At 64.0% G+C, this 16,357-nt stretch carries 14 protein-coding genes; 8 read left to right on the forward strand and 6 right to left on the reverse strand.

Annotation, left to right across the window (positions count from 1 at the left end; translation table 11 throughout):
- Nucleotides 1-44: 44 nt before the first annotated feature.
- Genes RAD10_RS19840 through coaD form a run of 4 tightly spaced genes read right to left on the reverse strand, consistent with a single transcriptional unit; the run spans nt 45 to nt 2,035 of the window.
- Nucleotides 45-509, reverse strand: a complete 465-nt coding sequence (locus RAD10_RS19840; protein ID WP_018317921.1) for a peptidylprolyl isomerase — start codon at nt 507-509, stop codon at nt 45-47.
- Entirely contained in the window at nt 506-928 is a 423-nt protein-coding gene (locus RAD10_RS19845; protein WP_461618866.1) for a hypothetical protein, read from the reverse strand. The genes RAD10_RS19840 and RAD10_RS19845 overlap by 4 nt, the downstream gene beginning before the upstream one ends.
- 9 nt (nt 929-937) lie before the next feature.
- On the reverse strand, nt 938-1,501 hold the full coding sequence (locus RAD10_RS19850) for a peptidylprolyl isomerase (RefSeq protein ID WP_461618867.1): 564 nt from the start codon (nt 1,499-1,501) through the stop codon (nt 938-940).
- A gap of 36 nt (nt 1,502-1,537) precedes the next feature.
- Nucleotides 1,538-2,035: a pantetheine-phosphate adenylyltransferase gene (gene coaD / locus RAD10_RS19855; RefSeq protein ID WP_461618868.1), complete on the reverse strand. Its 498-nt coding sequence runs from the start codon at nt 2,033-2,035 to the stop codon at nt 1,538-1,540.
- A gap of 261 nt (nt 2,036-2,296) precedes the next feature.
- Between coaD and RAD10_RS19860 the strand changes: the two genes are divergently transcribed.
- The 3 genes from RAD10_RS19860 (at nt 2,297) to RAD10_RS19870 (ending at nt 5,575) form a co-directional block, all read left to right on the forward strand.
- Complete coding sequence (locus RAD10_RS19860) at nt 2,297-2,554, forward strand: hypothetical protein (RefSeq protein ID WP_018317917.1); 258 nt, start codon at nt 2,297-2,299, stop codon at nt 2,552-2,554.
- A gap of 174 nt (nt 2,555-2,728) precedes the next feature.
- The gene (locus RAD10_RS19865) at nt 2,729-4,582 is read left to right on the forward strand and encodes a potassium transporter Kup (protein WP_461618925.1); all 1,854 of its coding nucleotides are present in this window, start codon (nt 2,729-2,731) and stop codon (nt 4,580-4,582) included.
- A gap of 36 nt (nt 4,583-4,618) precedes the next feature.
- A complete protein-coding gene (locus RAD10_RS19870; protein ID WP_461618869.1) occupies nt 4,619-5,575 on the forward strand; it encodes a phosphotransferase family protein in 957 nt (318 codons plus the stop codon).
- Nucleotides 5,576-5,584: 9 nt separating this feature from the next.
- On the opposite strand, the gene gyrA is transcribed toward RAD10_RS19870, so the two are convergent.
- Entirely contained in the window at nt 5,585-8,323 is a 2,739-nt protein-coding gene (gene gyrA, locus RAD10_RS19875; protein ID WP_461618870.1) for a DNA gyrase subunit A, read from the reverse strand.
- A 358-nt stretch (nt 8,324-8,681) separates the two neighbouring features.
- Complete coding sequence (locus tag RAD10_RS19880; RefSeq protein WP_018317913.1) at nt 8,682-9,179, reverse strand: single-stranded DNA-binding protein; 498 nt, start codon at nt 9,177-9,179, stop codon at nt 8,682-8,684.
- Nucleotides 9,180-9,629: 450 nt separating this feature from the next.
- Between RAD10_RS19880 and RAD10_RS19885 the strand changes: the two genes are divergently transcribed.
- The 5 genes from RAD10_RS19885 to RAD10_RS19905 all read left to right on the forward strand — a co-directional run bounded on the left by RAD10_RS19885 (nt 9,630) and on the right by RAD10_RS19905 (nt 16,227).
- The gene (locus tag RAD10_RS19885; RefSeq protein ID WP_461618871.1) at nt 9,630-10,379 is read left to right on the forward strand and encodes an outer membrane protein; all 750 of its coding nucleotides are present in this window, start codon (nt 9,630-9,632) and stop codon (nt 10,377-10,379) included.
- A 235-nt stretch (nt 10,380-10,614) separates the two neighbouring features.
- The gene (locus tag RAD10_RS19890; protein WP_018317911.1) at nt 10,615-11,289 is read left to right on the forward strand and encodes an outer membrane protein; all 675 of its coding nucleotides are present in this window, start codon (nt 10,615-10,617) and stop codon (nt 11,287-11,289) included.
- A gap of 223 nt (nt 11,290-11,512) precedes the next feature.
- Complete coding sequence (locus tag RAD10_RS19895; protein WP_461618926.1) at nt 11,513-12,265, forward strand: outer membrane protein; 753 nt, start codon at nt 11,513-11,515, stop codon at nt 12,263-12,265.
- A 286-nt stretch (nt 12,266-12,551) separates the two neighbouring features.
- On the forward strand, nt 12,552-15,527 hold the full coding sequence (gene uvrA, locus RAD10_RS19900; RefSeq protein WP_461618872.1) for an excinuclease ABC subunit UvrA: 2,976 nt from the start codon (nt 12,552-12,554) through the stop codon (nt 15,525-15,527).
- A 136-nt stretch (nt 15,528-15,663) separates the two neighbouring features.
- Nucleotides 15,664-16,227: a DinB family protein gene (locus RAD10_RS19905; RefSeq protein WP_461618873.1), complete on the forward strand. Its 564-nt coding sequence runs from the start codon at nt 15,664-15,666 to the stop codon at nt 16,225-16,227.
- Nucleotides 16,228-16,357 lie beyond the last annotated feature (130 nt).

The following is a 16,357-nucleotide window of genomic DNA, read 5'->3' on the forward strand; positions in this document are numbered from 1 at the left end:
GATTCCGGGTTCGCGCCAAGGCGCGCCCCGGAATGACGAATGACTTACTCCGCGTCCGCCGCCATCCGCGCCTTGACGATCTTGTCGGGGTTCTGCACCGGCTCGCCGCGCTTGATCTTGTCGACGTTCTCCATGCCCTCGGTGACCTTGCCCCACACGGTGTACTGGTTGTCGAGGAAGCGGGCGTCGTCGAAGCAGATGAAGAACTGGCTATCACCGGAATCCGGGTTGGCGGCGCGCGCCATCGAGGTGGTGCCGCGCACATGCGGCTCCTTGTTGAACTCGGCCTTCAGCTTCTTGCCCGAGCCGCCGGTGCCGGTGCCCTGCGGGCAGCCGGTCTGCGCCATGAAGCCGTCGATCACGCGGTGGAACACGATGCCGTCGTAGAAGCCCTCCCGGACCAGTTCCTTGATGCGCGCGACATGACCGGGCGCGAGGTCGGGCCGCATCTCGATGGTGACCGGGCCCTGGGTGGTCTCGAGGATCAGGGTGTTTTCGGTGGCGCTCATGCTCGTCTCTCTTGAGTTGGAGGTGAAGTCTTGTCAGGCGTTTTGCGGCTGCGGAACTGGATCGCGAATGGACGTCCCGCGGCGGCGCCGGCCATTGCCTCGGTAAATGGCATCGGCGTGCAGCGTTGCAACGCCTCCATCACCGCGATCCGGTATTGCAGCCGGTCATTGTCGGAGGCCTCCGCGGATTCATAGGAGATCCTCGGATGGCCCAGAATGTCGCCGGACCGGTTAAAGCTCACGACGACGGTGATGTCGAGTGGGCGAGCCTTGGTGGCCGGCGGCGGTTTCCAGCAGGTGCGCAGATGCCGGAAGATATCCTGGATGGTATTGACCTGCCTATCCTCGGCGGCCGCACTGGACACGCCGAGCAACAGCACCGCAGCAACCAGCAGGAGCTTGTCGCCACAGCGCGCCATCGTCTTCTCCTATTTGATGTCGGAGGCGACCTGCACTTTCACCATCTTGTCGGGATCAGTCACGGCGCCGCCGGCCGAGCCGGGAGGAGCCTTCTTCAGCTTGTCGACGACGTCCATGCCCTGCACGACCTCGCCGACCACGGTGTATTGGTTATCGAGGCTGCCGCCGTCGGCGAACATGATGAAGAACTGCGAGTTGGCACTGTCGACGCTGTCGCCGCGCCGGGCCATGCCGACGATACCGCGGGCGAAATGCACCTTGGAGAACTCCTGCTTCAGGTTCGGATATTTCGAGCCGCCGGTGCCGTTGAAGTTCTGGCCGTCGCCGGTCTGCGCCATGAAGCCGTCCATGACACGATGGAACGGCACGTTGTTGTAATAGCCCTCGCGCGCGAGCTGCTTGATGCGCTCGGCATGCTGGGGCGCGATATCGGTGCGCAGCTTGATGACGATGCGGCCCTTGGTGGTGTCGATGACGATGGCGTTGGCCTTGTCGAGGTTGGCCGGCAATTGCTGCGCCACCGCCGGCACCGCGAACAGAAGCGCGGCAAGAACTGCGAAAATTCGGATCATGACAACTCCGGATCAGAGAGAAAAGGAAGCCCGCCGTTATGCGGCGAATTTTGCCTTGAGCTGGGCCGCAACCTGCGGCGGGACGAAGGCCGAGACGTCCCCGCCCATGCCGGCGATCTGGCGCACCAAAGTGGCGGTGATCGGGCGAACCATGGGAGAGGCCGGCAGGAAGACCGTATGTACCTCCGGCGCCATCGCCTCGTTCATGCCGGCGAGCTGCATCTCGTAGTCGAGATCGCTGCCGTCACGCAGGCCCCGAATCATGATCGTCGCACCGTGCTTGCGCGCTGCGGTCACCGACAGATCGTCAAACGTCACGGCTTCGAGCACGCAGCCGGCCTGGGCCGCCACCGGCCCGCAGACGTCGTGGAGCATCTGCAGCCGCTCCTCCGTCGAAAACAGCGGCTTCTTGCCGGGGTGGACCCCGATCGCGACCACGAGCCGGTCGCACAGGGAAACGCTGTGCCGGACCACGTCCAGATGGCCGTTGGTGATGGGGTCGAAGGAACCGGGATAGAAGGCAATGCGCGGCATGGCCCCGTCCTACCGCGCCCGGCCCGGCCCGGCAAGCCGGGCCGGTTCCCCGGCCATTTTCCGGCGAAATATCCCGGGGGCCGTGTCGGCGATGGCCGGTTTGTTTCGTCCTGAGAGCGACCACGAAACAAAGCGGCGCGGACACGAAACCATTTCCCGTGCCGGCGAAGACGTCCGGAAACTGGCCATGGTTACTAATCCGGCCAACGAATGACGGGCCGCACACTGGGCGTAGGCGGCCGCATCACAGGGGACTGTCAAATGATCAAGGCTCTTTCAGCGATCGCTCTGTCTGCGTGTGTCGCCGCCGCCCTTACCCTCCTGCCCGGCTTTGCCCCGAGCGTCGAGGCCAGTGTGCCGCAGCCGCTGGCCAAGAGCGACCGGCTCGATATCCGCGCCATCGGCAAGGACTGCTCGCAGCAGGCCTGGCCGAATTTCGAGGCCTCCTGCCTGCGCAAGGCCGGCACCAAGGCGAATGTCCGCGAGGCTCGCCTCGTGACCGCCAACCGCACCCCGTAGGCCTGTCAGCTTCACGTCACATAATCCCGATGGAGTTTTGCGACGTCTCGTCGCAGACTGCGTTGCTCGCGCCCGCCGGAATGGCCCGTCGGGCGCGATCCCATCGGGGGGTTGCCATTGTCCAGTACGCCCGCTGTCGTTTCCGGCCACCATCCTGATCCGCTACCGCTTGCCATGACCATGGGCGCCCTCGGGGTGGTCTATGGCGATATCGGTACCAGCCCGCTCTATGCCCTGAAGGAAGCCGCCAAGGCGGCTGCCCATGGCGGCACACTCAGTCACGACGCTGTCCTGGGGATTGCCTCGCTGATCCTCTGGGCCCTGCTGCTGATCATCTCCCTGAAATATGCGCTGTTGATCCTGCGCGCGGACAATCGCGGCGAAGGCGGCATCGTCGCCCTGCTGGCGCTGCTCCATGCCCGCCACGCCCAGCCAGGCACATGGCGCGCCCACCTCCTGGTGGTCGGGCTTGTCGGCGCTGCGCTGCTCTATGGCGACGGCGCGATCACGCCGGCCATCTCGGTGCTCTCAGCCATCGAGGGCCTCAAGGTCGACGCCCCCTCGCTTGCGCCCGTCGTGGTGCCCGTGACCGTCGCCATCCTGATCGGCCTGTTCATGATGCAGAAGCAGGGCACCGGCTTCATCGGCCGCATCTTCGGACCGGTGATGCTGGCCTGGTTCGTCGTGCTCGCGGCGCTCGGCATCCACGGCATCGTCAAGGCGCCGGCGGTGCTGGTGGCGCTCAGCCCGCTCTACGCCTTCGACTTCCTGATCCACCAGGATTTCCACATCTCGTTCGGAATTCTCGGCGCGGCCTTTCTCGCGGTGACCGGCGGCGAGGCCATGTATGCCGACATGGGACATTTCGGCCGCCTGCCGATCCGCCTCGCCTGGTTCGCCATCTGCCTGCCCGCACTGGTGCTGAACTATTTCGGCCAGGCCGCGCTCTTGATCACCGATCCCACGATGATCGAGAACCCCTTCTTCCAGCTCTGCCCCGACGCCCTGCACTATCTGCTCGTCGCATTCTCGACGGTCGCGACCGTGATCGCCTCGCAGGCGATCATCTCCGGCGTGTTCTCGCTGACCCAGCAGTCGATCCAGCTCGGCTTCCTGCCGCGCATGCTGATCCGTCACACCACGAGCGACGCGATCGGCCAGATCTACGTGCCCCTGGTGAACTGGCTGCTTGCGGCTGCGACGCTCGGGGCGGTCCTGAGCTTCGGCACGTCCGATGCGCTTGCCGGCGCCTACGGCATCGCGGTGTCGCTGCTGATGGCGATCACGACGTTGCTCGCCGCGCTGGTCGCGATCCAGTGGGGCTATTCGCCCTGGCTGGTGGTGGCCGTGAACGGCGCCTTCTTCGTCATCGACGTGATCTTCTTCTCGGCCAACTCGATCAAGCTGTTCGAGGGCGGCTGGTTTCCGCTGCTGCTCGCCGGCCTCGTCGCCTTCCTGATGCTGACCTGGCGCGCCGGCGTGAAGCTGGTCGAGGCCGCGAGGGGCCGGCTCCGCCAGCCCGAGGAAGACCTGATCGAGACCGCCGTGAACAAGTGCAGCGCAAGGCTGCCCGGGACCGCCGTATTCCTGGCCTCCGCGCCGCGCGGCGTGCCGCTCGCGCTCACCCAGTTCGTCAGGCACAACCGCGTGCTGCACGAACGCGTGCTGCTGGTCACCGTGCTGATCGAGGAGCTTCCGCACATCGCGGACGAGGAACGCGCCGAGGTGATCGAGATCATTCCCGGCATCACCCGCGTGATCCTGCATTACGGCTTCATGCAGAACCCGACGATCTATGAAGGCCTGAATCTCGTCTGCCGCCAGAGCAAGCTGCCCGGCATCGACCTCTCCGACATCACCTATTATGTCGGCCGCGAGACCATCATTCCCAGCGAGGACATTCCGGGCATGTGGGTCTGGCGCGAAGGCGTGTTCGCCTTCCTCCAGCGCAATGCCGAACGCTCGGCTGCGTTCTTCGGCGTGCCGACCAAGCAAGTGGTGGAATTCGGCACGGAGCTTGAGATTTAACCGCCGCTCCGCCGACCTACCTGAAAGCGAGCACCAATGCCCGATGCGCCGTTGCAGCTGAAACCCCGGCTGAAGATCTCGGTCGATCAGGCGCAATCAATCGTGCGCCAAATCTTTCCACACGCGTCGGTGAACGGCGTCACCGAGCTGCATGGCGGGGAGATCAGCACCGTCATCGAGATCGCACTGGTGGATGCAGCAACGTGCATCCTCAAGGTCTATCCTGAATCGCTGCAGTGGAAGATGGCGAAGGAGGTCTACGTGCTGGGTCTCCTGCGAAACCTTGGCCCGGCCATTCCAAAAATCCTGCTCGCCGATGACACGCGATCGGTAATCGAGCTGAACTATGTGCTCATGACCAAGTTGGAGGGCGTCGTGCTTGGCCGACGCGAGGCAACGCTGTCAGAGACCGAGCTGTTTGCGATCTACGCCGAGATGGGCGCGACGCTGCGCCGAATCAACGACGTCATGCTCGACAGCTTCGGCTATATCGGCCCCAACGGGGTCTGGACGGCCCATCCGAGCAACCAGGCCTACATGTCGGCGCAGTTCGACCGAAAGCTCAGGGAGTTTCTCACACGCGGCGGCGATCCAGCTTTAGCCGCGCGTCTTCGCGACAGCGTCACGGCACGACAGCATCTGTTCGAGGCAGCAATCACCCCTCGATTGTGCCACTACGATTTCCATGCTGGCAATGTGCTGGTGACGTCGCAGGGCGCACCACGCCTGACGGGCATCGTCGACTTCGAGAACGCGACATCGGGCGATCCGTTGATGGATATCGCGAAGGCGCTGTACTATTTCACGCCGAAGGATGCGCCAAAGCGCGACGGATTGCTCGCCGGCTGTGGTCAGATGGGGCGCCCCGACTGGCAGGAGACGCTCGATCTCTATCGGCTGTACTGCACGCTGGAGCTCTGGTGCTGGATGGCACAGATCGGCAAGCGAGAGGCGCTTTCCGATCTCACGAGCGAGCTTGCGAACGGCGTGTAGAACGGGGCATCACGCCCCGTTCCCGTTCTCGCCATTCCCGCTCTCGGCCTCTTCCGTGATGTGCTCGACCGAGACGACATGCTCGTCCTCGGCAGTATCGAACACGATGACGCCTTGCGTCGAGCGGCCGGCGATGCGGATGCCTTCGACCGGGCAGCGGATTAGCTGGCCCTTGTCCGTGACCAGCATGATCTGGTCGGCATCCTCCACCGGGAAGGACGCGACCAGATTGCCGTTGCGGTTGTTGACGCTCATGGCGACGATGCCTTTGCCGCCGCGGCCGGTGGTGCGGTACTCGTAGGACAAGGTTCGCTTGCCGTAGCCGTTGACGGACACGGTCAGTACGACCTGCTCCTGCGCCGACATCTCGGCGTAACGCTCCTGCGCGAGCTGGAAGCTGCCGGAGGTCTCCTCGGCCTCGGCGTCCACGGCAGCGTCTTCGGCCGCAGCTTCGCCGGCGACGGCGCGGCGCATCTTCAGGTAGGCCGAACGCTCGTCCGAGGTGGTCTCGACATGGCGCAGGATCGCCAGCGAGATCACCTTGTCGCCTTCGCCGAGCGCGATTCCGCGCACGCCCATCGAGGTGCGCCCGGTGAACACGCGCACATCGGGAACCGGGAAGCGGATGCACTGGCCGCCGGCGGCGGTCAGCAGCACGTCGTCGCGCTCGGTGCAGATCTGCACGTCGACGATCGACTCGCCGTCGTCCAGCTTCATGGCGATGATGCCGGAGCGGCGGACGTCGACGAAGTCTGACAGCTTGTTGCGGCGGACATTGCCGCCTGTCGTGGCGAACATCACGTCGAGCTCGCCCCAGGTGGATTCGTCCTCCGGCAGCGGCATGATGGTGGTGATGCGCTCGCCCTGCTCCAGCGGCAGGATGTTGATCAGCGCCTTGCCGCGCGCGTTCGGCGCGGCCATCGGCAGACGCCAGACCTTCTCCTTGTAGACCTGGCCGCGCGAGGAGAAGAACAGGACCGGCGTGTGCGTGGAGGCCACGAACAGGCGCGAGACGAAATCCTCGTCGCGGGTCTGCATGCCGGCGCGGCCCTTGCCGCCGCGGCGCTGCGCCCGATAGGCCGACAGCGGCACGCGCTTGACGTAGCCGGCATGGGACACCGTGACCACCATGTCCTCGCGCTGAATCAGGTCCTCGTCCTCGACCTCGCCTTCCTGCTCGATGATGACGGTGCGCCGCGGGGTGGCGAACTCGGCCTTCACCTCGGCAAGCTCGGTCTTGATGATGCCCAGCACGCGCTCGCGCGAGCGCAGAATGTCGAGATAATCGGCGATCTCGCCGGCAAGCTTGTCGAGCTCGTCGCGGATTTCGTCGCGGCCGAGTGCGGTGAGGCGCTGAAGGCGCAGATCGAGAATGGCCCTCGCCTGCTCCATCGACAGCCGGATCGTGCCGTCCGCGCTGATGCGGTGACGGGGATCGTCGATCAGGGTCAGCATGTCCTCGACATCCCGGGCCGGCCAGTCGCGCGACATCAGCGTGTCGCGCGCAGTGGTCGGGTCCGGCGAGGTCCGGATCACGCGGATCATCTCGTCGATATTGGCCACCGCGATCGCCAGACCGACCAAAATATGGGCGCGGTCGCGCGCCTTGGCGAGCAGGTACTTGGTGCGACGCGTGACGACCCGCTCACGGAAGTCGACGAAGATCGCGAGCAGGTCCTTCAGATGCATGATCCGCGGACGGCCGCTGTCGAGCGCCACCATGTTGACGCCGAAGCTCGTTTGCAGCGGCGTGAACCTGTAAAGCTGATTCAGGACCACATCCGGCACGGCGTCGCGTTTCAATTCGATGACGACGCGGTAACCGTCGCGGTCCGATTCATCGCGCAGGTCGCCGATGCCCTCGATCTTCTTTTCCTTGACCAGTTCGGCGATGCGCTCGACCATCGTCGCCTTGTTCACCTGGTAGGGAATCTCGGTGATGATGATCGCCTCGCGCTCCTTGCGGATGGTCTCGATCGCGACCTTGCCGCGCATGACGACCGAGCCGCGGCCGAGGTGATAGGCGGCGCGGATGCCCTGCCGCCCGAGAATGACGCCGCCGGTCGGGAAATCCGGTCCCGGCACGATGTTGATGAGTTCGTCGATGGTGAGCGCGGGGTTGTCGATCAGCGCAACGCAGGCGTCGATGACCTCGCCGAGATTGTGCGGCGGGATATTGGTCGCCATGCCGACCGCGATGCCGCCGGCGCCGTTGACGAGAAGGTTCGGGAACTTGGCCGGCAAGACCGATGGCTCGGTCTCGTTGTTGTCGTAGTTCGGCTGGAAGTCGACGGTGTCCTTGTCGATATCGGCCAGCAGAGCCAGCGCGGCCTTGGTCAGGCGCGCTTCGGTGTAACGATAGGCGGCCGGGGGATCGCCATCGACCGAGCCGAAATTGCCCTGGCCGTCGATCAGCGGCACGCGCATCGAGAAGTCCTGCGCCATGCGGACCATGGCGTCGTAAATCGACTGGTCGCCGTGCGGGTGATACTTACCGATGACGTCACCGACCACGCGGGCGGATTTGACGTACTTCTTGTCGGGCGTGTGCCCCTGCTCGTTCATCGAGAACAGGATGCGGCGGTGCACAGGCTTCAGACCGTCCCGGGCATCAGGCAGCGCCCGCGCCACGATCACGCTCATGGCGTAGTCGAGATAGGACTTCTTCATCTCCTCGAAGATGGAGACGGGGCGAATATCCGAGGGTTGCCCCGGCTGGTCGCCGGGCTTGTCGTCGTCGTCAGCCAAGGGGAAATCCGGTGAGGTTTTATCTGGGAATCATATAGCGCATCGAGCCCCTGATAACCACCCTTGCAGGCTTCAGGGAAGCGCTTTTTCCGCTTATTTTTCCAATAACTTACGGCCTTAATGGGAGCGTCTCGGGGGGACCCGGAACAGGCCTTCCGAAATCGCCTCTGGGACCTCGTCAATCGCGCGGCCAGCGCGCCCAGTCGAGGTGTTTGCCCCGGCGCAATCCGAGTTCAACCCAAACATGAAGCGGGCCCGGAAATCCCGAGCCCTTCCTGCCGATTAGTAAGGTTTGCTGACACGAAATGGGAAGGCGCCGCTCAGCCGGCCAGCGCCCCCCTGATCGTCCGGTCCGTGCTCAGAACGGGATATCGTCGTCCATGTCGCTGTTGCGGCCACCGCCGCCGGCGGCCACGGGACGGCGCGGTGCGCTGCTGACGGGTCCCGAGGAGCCGAAATCGCCGCCCGGCTCGTCGCCGAAGCTGCCGCCTCCTCCGCCGCCGCCACGGCCATCGAGCATCGTGAGCGTCGAATTGAAGCCCTGGAGCACGACCTCGGTCGAGTACTTCTCGACGCCGCTCTGGTCGGTCCATTTGCGGGTCTGGAGCGCGCCCTCGATGTAAACCTTCGCGCCCTTCTTCAGGTATTGCTCGGCGACCTTGCAGAGCCCTTCATTGAAGATCACGACGCGGTGCCACTCGGTCTTTTCCTTGCGCTCGCCGCTGTTCTTGTCGCGCCAGGTCTCGGAGGTGGCGATGCTCAGATTCGCGATCGGCCGCCCGTCCTGGGTGCGGCGGATTTCAGGATCCTTGCCGAGATTTCCAACCAGAATGACCTTGTTGACGCTTCCCGCCATCGCCGCTCTCCACTCCGAATGCCACTGAATTTCCTAAGGCCGAGCGCGCTGCCCGCGTTCCTCTGCGCCCCTGTTAAAGGCGACCCTATACGCTTGCAGGGGCTGCTCAGCCCGTCACCCCCAAGGTTATCCCCACATATAGCACCGACCGGCGATCTGTTCCAGATTTGTTCCTGCAGAAATCGCTGCCAAATGTGGAGACGGGATGGCGTCTAAATGGCGCTGTGATGGCAATTGGGATGGAACCAAATCGGGTTCCCGTGAACGGCAAAAACCACTTAACATTCATTAAGTTAGAGAGAGGTCGATTACACCCAACTGTTGCGCTTCGGGCACGGACTCTGCCGCAGAATCGAGCTATCTTCGTGCCTGGAATTGATGCAATGGGCCTCGCGCCTGATCGTCCGCCTTGGGGAACTCAGAGAGGCGGACACGACTGGGGAGATCACAGTGAAGAAGATTCTGATTGGCTTCGCCGGCGCGGTTGCGCTGACGCTCTCGGCTCCGGCCGGTGCTGCCGACCTTGCAGCCCGTCCCTATACAAAGGCGCCGATCGCGCCGCCCGCTCCGATCTATACCTGGACCGGCTTCTACGTCGGTGTGCAGGGCGGCGGTGCCTGGGGCCGCAGCGACGAAACCTTCTTTGGCGGTCCGAATACGGCGCTCTTTGCTGGAAGTCAGAACTACGACACCACCGGCGGCTTTGTCGGTGGCGTGGTCGGCTACAACTGGCAGGCGGCCAACTGGGTGTTCGGCATCGAGGGCGACTATCATTGGGCTGACATCAACGGTCGTTCGGCCGAGATCAATGCCGGCCTCGGCGACACCTATTTCACGAGAATCCGCGGCTTCGGCGACATCAAGGGCCGTCTCGGCTACTCGACCGGCCCCGCTCTCTTCTTCGTCAGCGGCGGCGCTGCAGTCGGCGACATTCAGCATCGCTACGATGGCATCCCCGGAAACGTCTTCATCCAGAACAACACCCGCTGGGGTTGGACCGTCGGCGCCGGCGCGGAATACATGTTCGCTCCGAACTGGTCGGCCAAGGTCGAATACAACTATATCGACTTCGGCAAGAGCACGATTCAGTACAGCCCCGTCGTGACCAACCGGTCCGAGTGGACCGATACCGTCCACACGGTCAAGGCAGGTGTGAACTATCACTTCAACTGGGGTGCGGCCGGCGTCGCGCGGTACTGATATCCCTCTGACATCATTGAAGTCTAAGGCCGGCCTCGCGCCGGCCTTTTTCGTTTGGCGCGACATGAACGGGGGGCAATAAGTCAGTAACCATCACCTTTTCGACCGCTGTGGCTTTTCGGAGACACAACTTGCGGCTTTAGTGGTGTAAGCACGGCGTTAGTTGGGCCGTTGAGTCCGCTGCCCTTCCGGTCAGGAAGGCAACAACAGAAACTGGGACTGGGATTAGCTGAAAATGAAGAAGGTTTTGTTGGCTTCGGCCTGTTTGTTCGCTCTCGCTGCGCCCGCTTCGGCGGCCGACCTCGCAGCCCGCCCCTACACCAAGGCTCCGATCGCTCCGGCAGCGGCCGTCTACAACTGGACCGGCTTCTACCTTGGTATCGTCGGTGGCGGCGCCTGGGAAAACGCTTCCGGCGACCCGAAGATGAAGGGTGGCTTCGTCGGCGGCACCGCCGGCTACAACTGGCAGGCCGGCAACGTCGTGTTCGGCATCGAGGCCGATGGTTCCTGGGCTGACGTCAGCGCCTCGGCGACCGCCCTCGGCATCACCGTGTCGTCCAAGACCGACGCGCTCGGCACCGTCCGTGGCCGCATCGGCTGGGCCGTCAACAACGTGCTGTTCTACGGCACCGGTGGTTACGCCTGGATCGACAACAAGGTCAGCGTCAGCGCGCTCGGCGTGACCGTCTCCGACAGCAAGTTCCACTCGGGCTGGACCGTCGGCGCCGGCGTCGAAGCGTTCTTCGCTCCGCAGTGGTCGGTCAAGGGCGAGTACCTCTATCGCAGCCTCGGCGGCGAGACCTACTTCTCTGGTCTCGGCGCTCCGGTCACCACCGGCACGCTTAACTTCCACACCGTGCAGGTCGGCGTGAACTATCACTTCGGCGCCCCGGTGGTCGCCAAGTACTGATCACTACCGACGTCACATCGTCACGAAAGGCCGGCCTCGCGCCGGCCTTTTTGTTTTTCGCGCGCCAACCGGCTCGCTCGCGTTTTCGCAGAGATGTGGCGCCCGGGTGACACAACCTTTGGCTTCAATGGTGTAAAGCAATGACATTAGTCGGGTCATAGGTTCGCTGGCTCTTTCGCTTTTCCGGAAGGTCAGAACGAGGAACGGGAACTGGGGAATGGATATGAAGAAGCTTTTGCTGGCTTCGGCCAGCTTGTTCGCACTCAGCGCGTTGGCACCGGCCTCGGCGGCCGATTTGGCGGCCCGCCCCTACACCAAGGCTCCAATCGCGCCGATCGCGATGTATAATTGGAGCGGTTTCTACATCGGTATCAACGGCGGCGGCGCCTCGAGCCGCAATTGCTGGGACGTCAACAATATCTTCGGTATTGCGGGTCCGGACACGGCTGAAGGCTGTCACAATGCGACCGGCGGCGTCGTCGGTGGCCAGGTCGGTTATCGCTGGCAATCGGCCAACTGGGTGTTCGGCCTCGAAGCTCAGGGCGACTGGGCCAACCTGAAGGGCTCGAATACGAGCTTGGTGCTTGGCCCGCCGGCGTTGGTCAACCAGACCAAGATCGACGCGCTTGGCCTGTTCACCGGCCAGGTCGGCTATGCCTGGAACAACGTGCTCTGGTACGTGAAGGGCGGCGCGGCCGTCACGCACGCCAAATATAACGGTCTGCTGGGCGGCGTGGTCCTCGATAGCGCAAGCGAGACCCGCTGGGGCGGCGCGGTCGGCACCGGCATCGAATTCGGCTTCGCACCGAACTGGTCCGTGGCGATCGAATACGACCATCTGTTCATGGGCAAGCGCAACAACTCGTTCACGATCCTCGGCGTCAACGACCGCATCGACCGGATCAAGCAGGACGTCGACATGGGCACCGTCCGCCTCAACTACACCTTCGGCGGCCCCGTGGTCGCCCGGTATTGATCTGAAGTCCTGATCGCTACCGACGTCCCATCGTCACGAAAGGCCGGCCTTGCGCCGGCCTTTTTGTTTTCGCGGCACCCTGCCTCGCAGTTCCGCAAAGCTCCTGCTGCCAGATGCCGCCAGCGCGCCAACATTCCGTTGACGATTCGCAAGTCCCACTGGAAATCCGCCTCCGTTCTTCCTACGTTCGCTGACAACCCCATCGGCGCCGATCCCGGTTCCGGGCGAGCGCGCCTTTTTTATTGGCGCGGTCGCGCACCCATGGGATTCCTTGAGGGCAACTCGGATGGATGAAGTGATCAAGGCGAAGCGCCAACAACAGAACGCGGGCTCCAGCCTGCGCGCAATTACGATCCGTGGCGCGCGCGAGCACAACCTCAAGAACATCGACGTCGAGATTCCCCGCGACAAGCTGGTGGTGTTCACCGGCCTCTCCGGCTCCGGCAAATCCTCGCTCGCCTTCGACACGATCTATGCCGAGGGCCAGCGCCGCTACGTCGAATCGCTGTCGGCCTATGCGCGCCAGTTCCTCGAGATGATGCAGAAGCCTGATGTCGACCAGATCGACGGCCTGTCGCCGGCGATCTCGATCGAGCAGAAGACGACGTCGAAGAACCCGCGCTCCACCGTCGGCACCGTCACCGAGATCTACGACTACATGCGGCTGTTGTGGGCCCGCGTCGGCGTGCCCTATTCGCCGGCCACGGGCCTGCCGATCGAGAGCCAGACCGTCTCGCAGATGGTCGACCGCGTGCTGGCGCTGCCCGAGGGCACCCGCCTGTATCTGCTTGCGCCCGTCGTGCGCGGCCGCAAGGGCGAGTACCGCAAGGAGCTAGCCGAATGGCTCAAGAAGGGCTTTCAGCGCGTCAAGATCGACGGCACCTTCCACGAGCTTGCGGAAGCCCCGACGCTCGACAAAAAATTCCCGCACGACATCGACGTCGTGGTCGATCGTATCGTGGTGCGCGCCGACATCGGCCAGCGCCTCGCCGAGAGCTTTGAGACCGCGCTGAAGCTCGCCGAGGGCCTCGCCGTCGTCGAGTTCGCCGACGCGCCGGCGGCAGCGCCCGCCGAAGAGAAGAAGAAGACCGCCAAGATCCACGACAAGAGCGGACCCGAGCGCATCCTGTTCTCGGAAAAGTTCGCCTGCCCGGTCTCCGGCTTCACCATTCCCGAGGTCGAGCCGCGTCTGTTCTCGTTCAACAACCCCTACGGCGCGTGTCCGGCCTGCGGCGGCCTCGGCGTCGAGCAGCATGTCGACGAGGACCTCGTCATCCCCGACAAGGAGCTAACCATCGGCAAGGGCGCGATCGCGCCCTGGGCAAAATCCTCCTCGCCCTATTACGTGCAGACGCTGACCGCGCTCGGCAAGCACTACAAGTTCACGCTGACCACCAAGTGGAAGGACCTGGCCAAGAAGACGCAGAACGCCATCCTCCACGGCTCCGGCGAGGACGAGATCAAGTTCTCCTACGAGGACGGGGTGCGCTCCTACGACACCAAGAAGCCGTTCGAAGGCGTCATCACCAACATCAACCGCCGCTACCGCGAGACCGAGAGCGAGTGGGCGCGCGAGGAGCTGGCGAAGTATTTCCACGACGTGCCCTGCGAGGGCTGCAAGGGCTTTCGGCTCAAGCCCGAGGCGCTCTGCGTCAAGATCGGCGGCAAGCATATCGGCGAGATTTCCGAGCTGTCCGTGAAGGGCGCCGGCGCATGGTTCGAGACCGTGCCTGATGCGCTGAACGCGCAGCAGAACGAGATCGCCGGCCGCATCCTGAAGGAAATCCGCGAACGGCTCACGTTCCTGCTCGACGTCGGCCTCAACTACCTCACCCTGTCCCGCTCCTCCGGCACGCTGTCCGGCGGCGAGAGCCAGCGCATTCGCCTGGCCTCGCAGATCGGCTCGGGCCTGACGGGCGTGCTCTACGTGCTGGACGAGCCCTCGATCGGCCTGCACCAGCGCGACAACGCGCGCCTGCTCGACACCCTCAAGCGGCTCCGCGACCTCGGCAACACCGTGATCGTGGTCGAGCATGACGAGGACGCCATCCTGCTCGCCGACCACGTCCTCGACATCGGCCCCGGCGCCGGCATGCATGGCGGCAACATCATTGCCGAAGGCACGCCCGCCGAGATCATGCGCAACCCGAAATCGCTCACCGGAAAGTATCTGACCGGCGAGCTCGAGGTCGAGGTGCCGGAGCGGCGCCCGCCGAACCATCGCCGCACCATCAAGGTGGTCAACGCGCGCGGCAACAATCTCAAGAACGTCACCGCCGAAATTCCGCTCGGCCTGTTCACCGCCGTCACCGGCGTGTCCGGCGGCGGCAAGTCGACGCTGTTGATCGACACGCTCTACAAGTCCATCGCCCGCAAGCTGAACAATGCCAGCGAGGGCGCGGCCCCGCACGACCGCATCGAGGGCCTCGAGCACATCGACAAGATCATCGACATCGATCAGTCGCCGATCGGCCGCACCCCGCGCTCCAACCCCGCGACCTACACCGGCGCCTTCACGCCGATCCGCGAATGGTTCGCCGGCCTGCCCGAGTCCAAGGCGCGTGGCTACGAGCCCGGCCGCTTCTCCTTCAACGTCAAGGGCGGCCGCTGCGAAGCGTGCCAGGGCGACGGCGTCATCAAGATCGAGATGCACTTCCTCCCCGACGTCTACGTCACCTGCGACGTCTGCAAGGGTAAGCGCTACAACCGCGAGACGCTCGAAGTCCTGTTCAAGGGCAAGAGCATCGCCGACGTGCTCGATATGACCGTCGAGGAAGCCGCCGACTTCTTCAAGGCGGTGCCGCGCGTGCGCGAGACTTTTCAAACCTTGCACCGCGTCGGGCTCGATTACATTCACGTGGGCCAACAGGCGACAACCCTCTCGGGCGGTGAAGCGCAACGCGTCAAATTGGCAAAAGAGCTGTCCAAGCGCGCCACCGGCCGCACGCTCTACATCCTGGACGAGCCCACCACCGGCCTTCATTTTCACGACGTCAAGAAGCTGCTGGAGGTGCTGCACGAGCTGGTCGCGCAGGGCAACACGGTCGTCGTCATCGAGCACAATCTCGAAGTCATCAAGACGGCAGACTGGGTCATCGACCTTGGCCCAGAAGGCGGCGACGGCGGCGGCGAAATCGTCGCCTGGGGCCCGCCGGAAGACATCGCGAAGGCGCCGCGGAGCTACACCGGAAAATTCCTGGAGCCGGTGCTGAAGAAGGCACGGAAGCCGAAGCGGCGGAGCACGAGCGAGGCGGCGGAGTAAATCATTGGACTGCGTTGGTTCAGCGTAGCCCGGATGAGCGAAGCGACATCCGGAACCACTCGTGAGGCAATCACCAGCCCCGCATATCGCTTCGCTGATGCGGGCTACAGGCGACCGGCTGCAAGGGAGAGCCGACATGTCCGCTGGCCTTGTGCAGACCTACCGCGCCTTCGCCCACAACAATGCCTGGGCCAACTATCGGTTGCTCTCGGCTTGCGACGCGCTGTCCCAGGCTGAATTCGAAGCCCACCGCACCGGCTTCTTTCCGAGCCTGCAGCGCACTCTGAACCACATCTATGTCATCGATCTCTTCTATATCGATGCGCTGGAGGGTGGCTGGCTCGGACCGGCGGCCTGGAAAAACGAGGTGCCGTACCCTTCCCTTGCCGCGCTGAAGCCCGCTCAAGCTGCGATGGACAAGCGGCTGATCGCCATCTGCGATACGCTGACGCCCGCACGACTCGATGACATCGTGAAGATCAATCGCGACACCCAGGTGCAGACCGAGCGCCGCGACCGGCTCCTGATGCATCTCTTCCAGCATCAGATCCATCATCGCGGACAGGCACACGCCATGCTGTCCGAGACAGCCGTCGCCCCGCCTCAGCTCGACGAGTTCTTTGCCGAAGGAGAAGCCCCGCTCCGGGCCGCCGAGTTCGCTGCGCTCGGCTGGACCGAGGAGACCGTGTGGAAGTCCTAGCGGTGTAACATCATCTTGGATCTCGACGGCGCTTGGCAACAGCCTTCCGCGGTTCCAGCTTGCCCCACGGAGTCAAGAAGCTGCCGAAAGTGCTGACTGAGTTGGCCGCGCAGGACAACCCAGTCCCGAA

The organism is Bradyrhizobium sp. 23AC, from assembly GCF_054863025.1.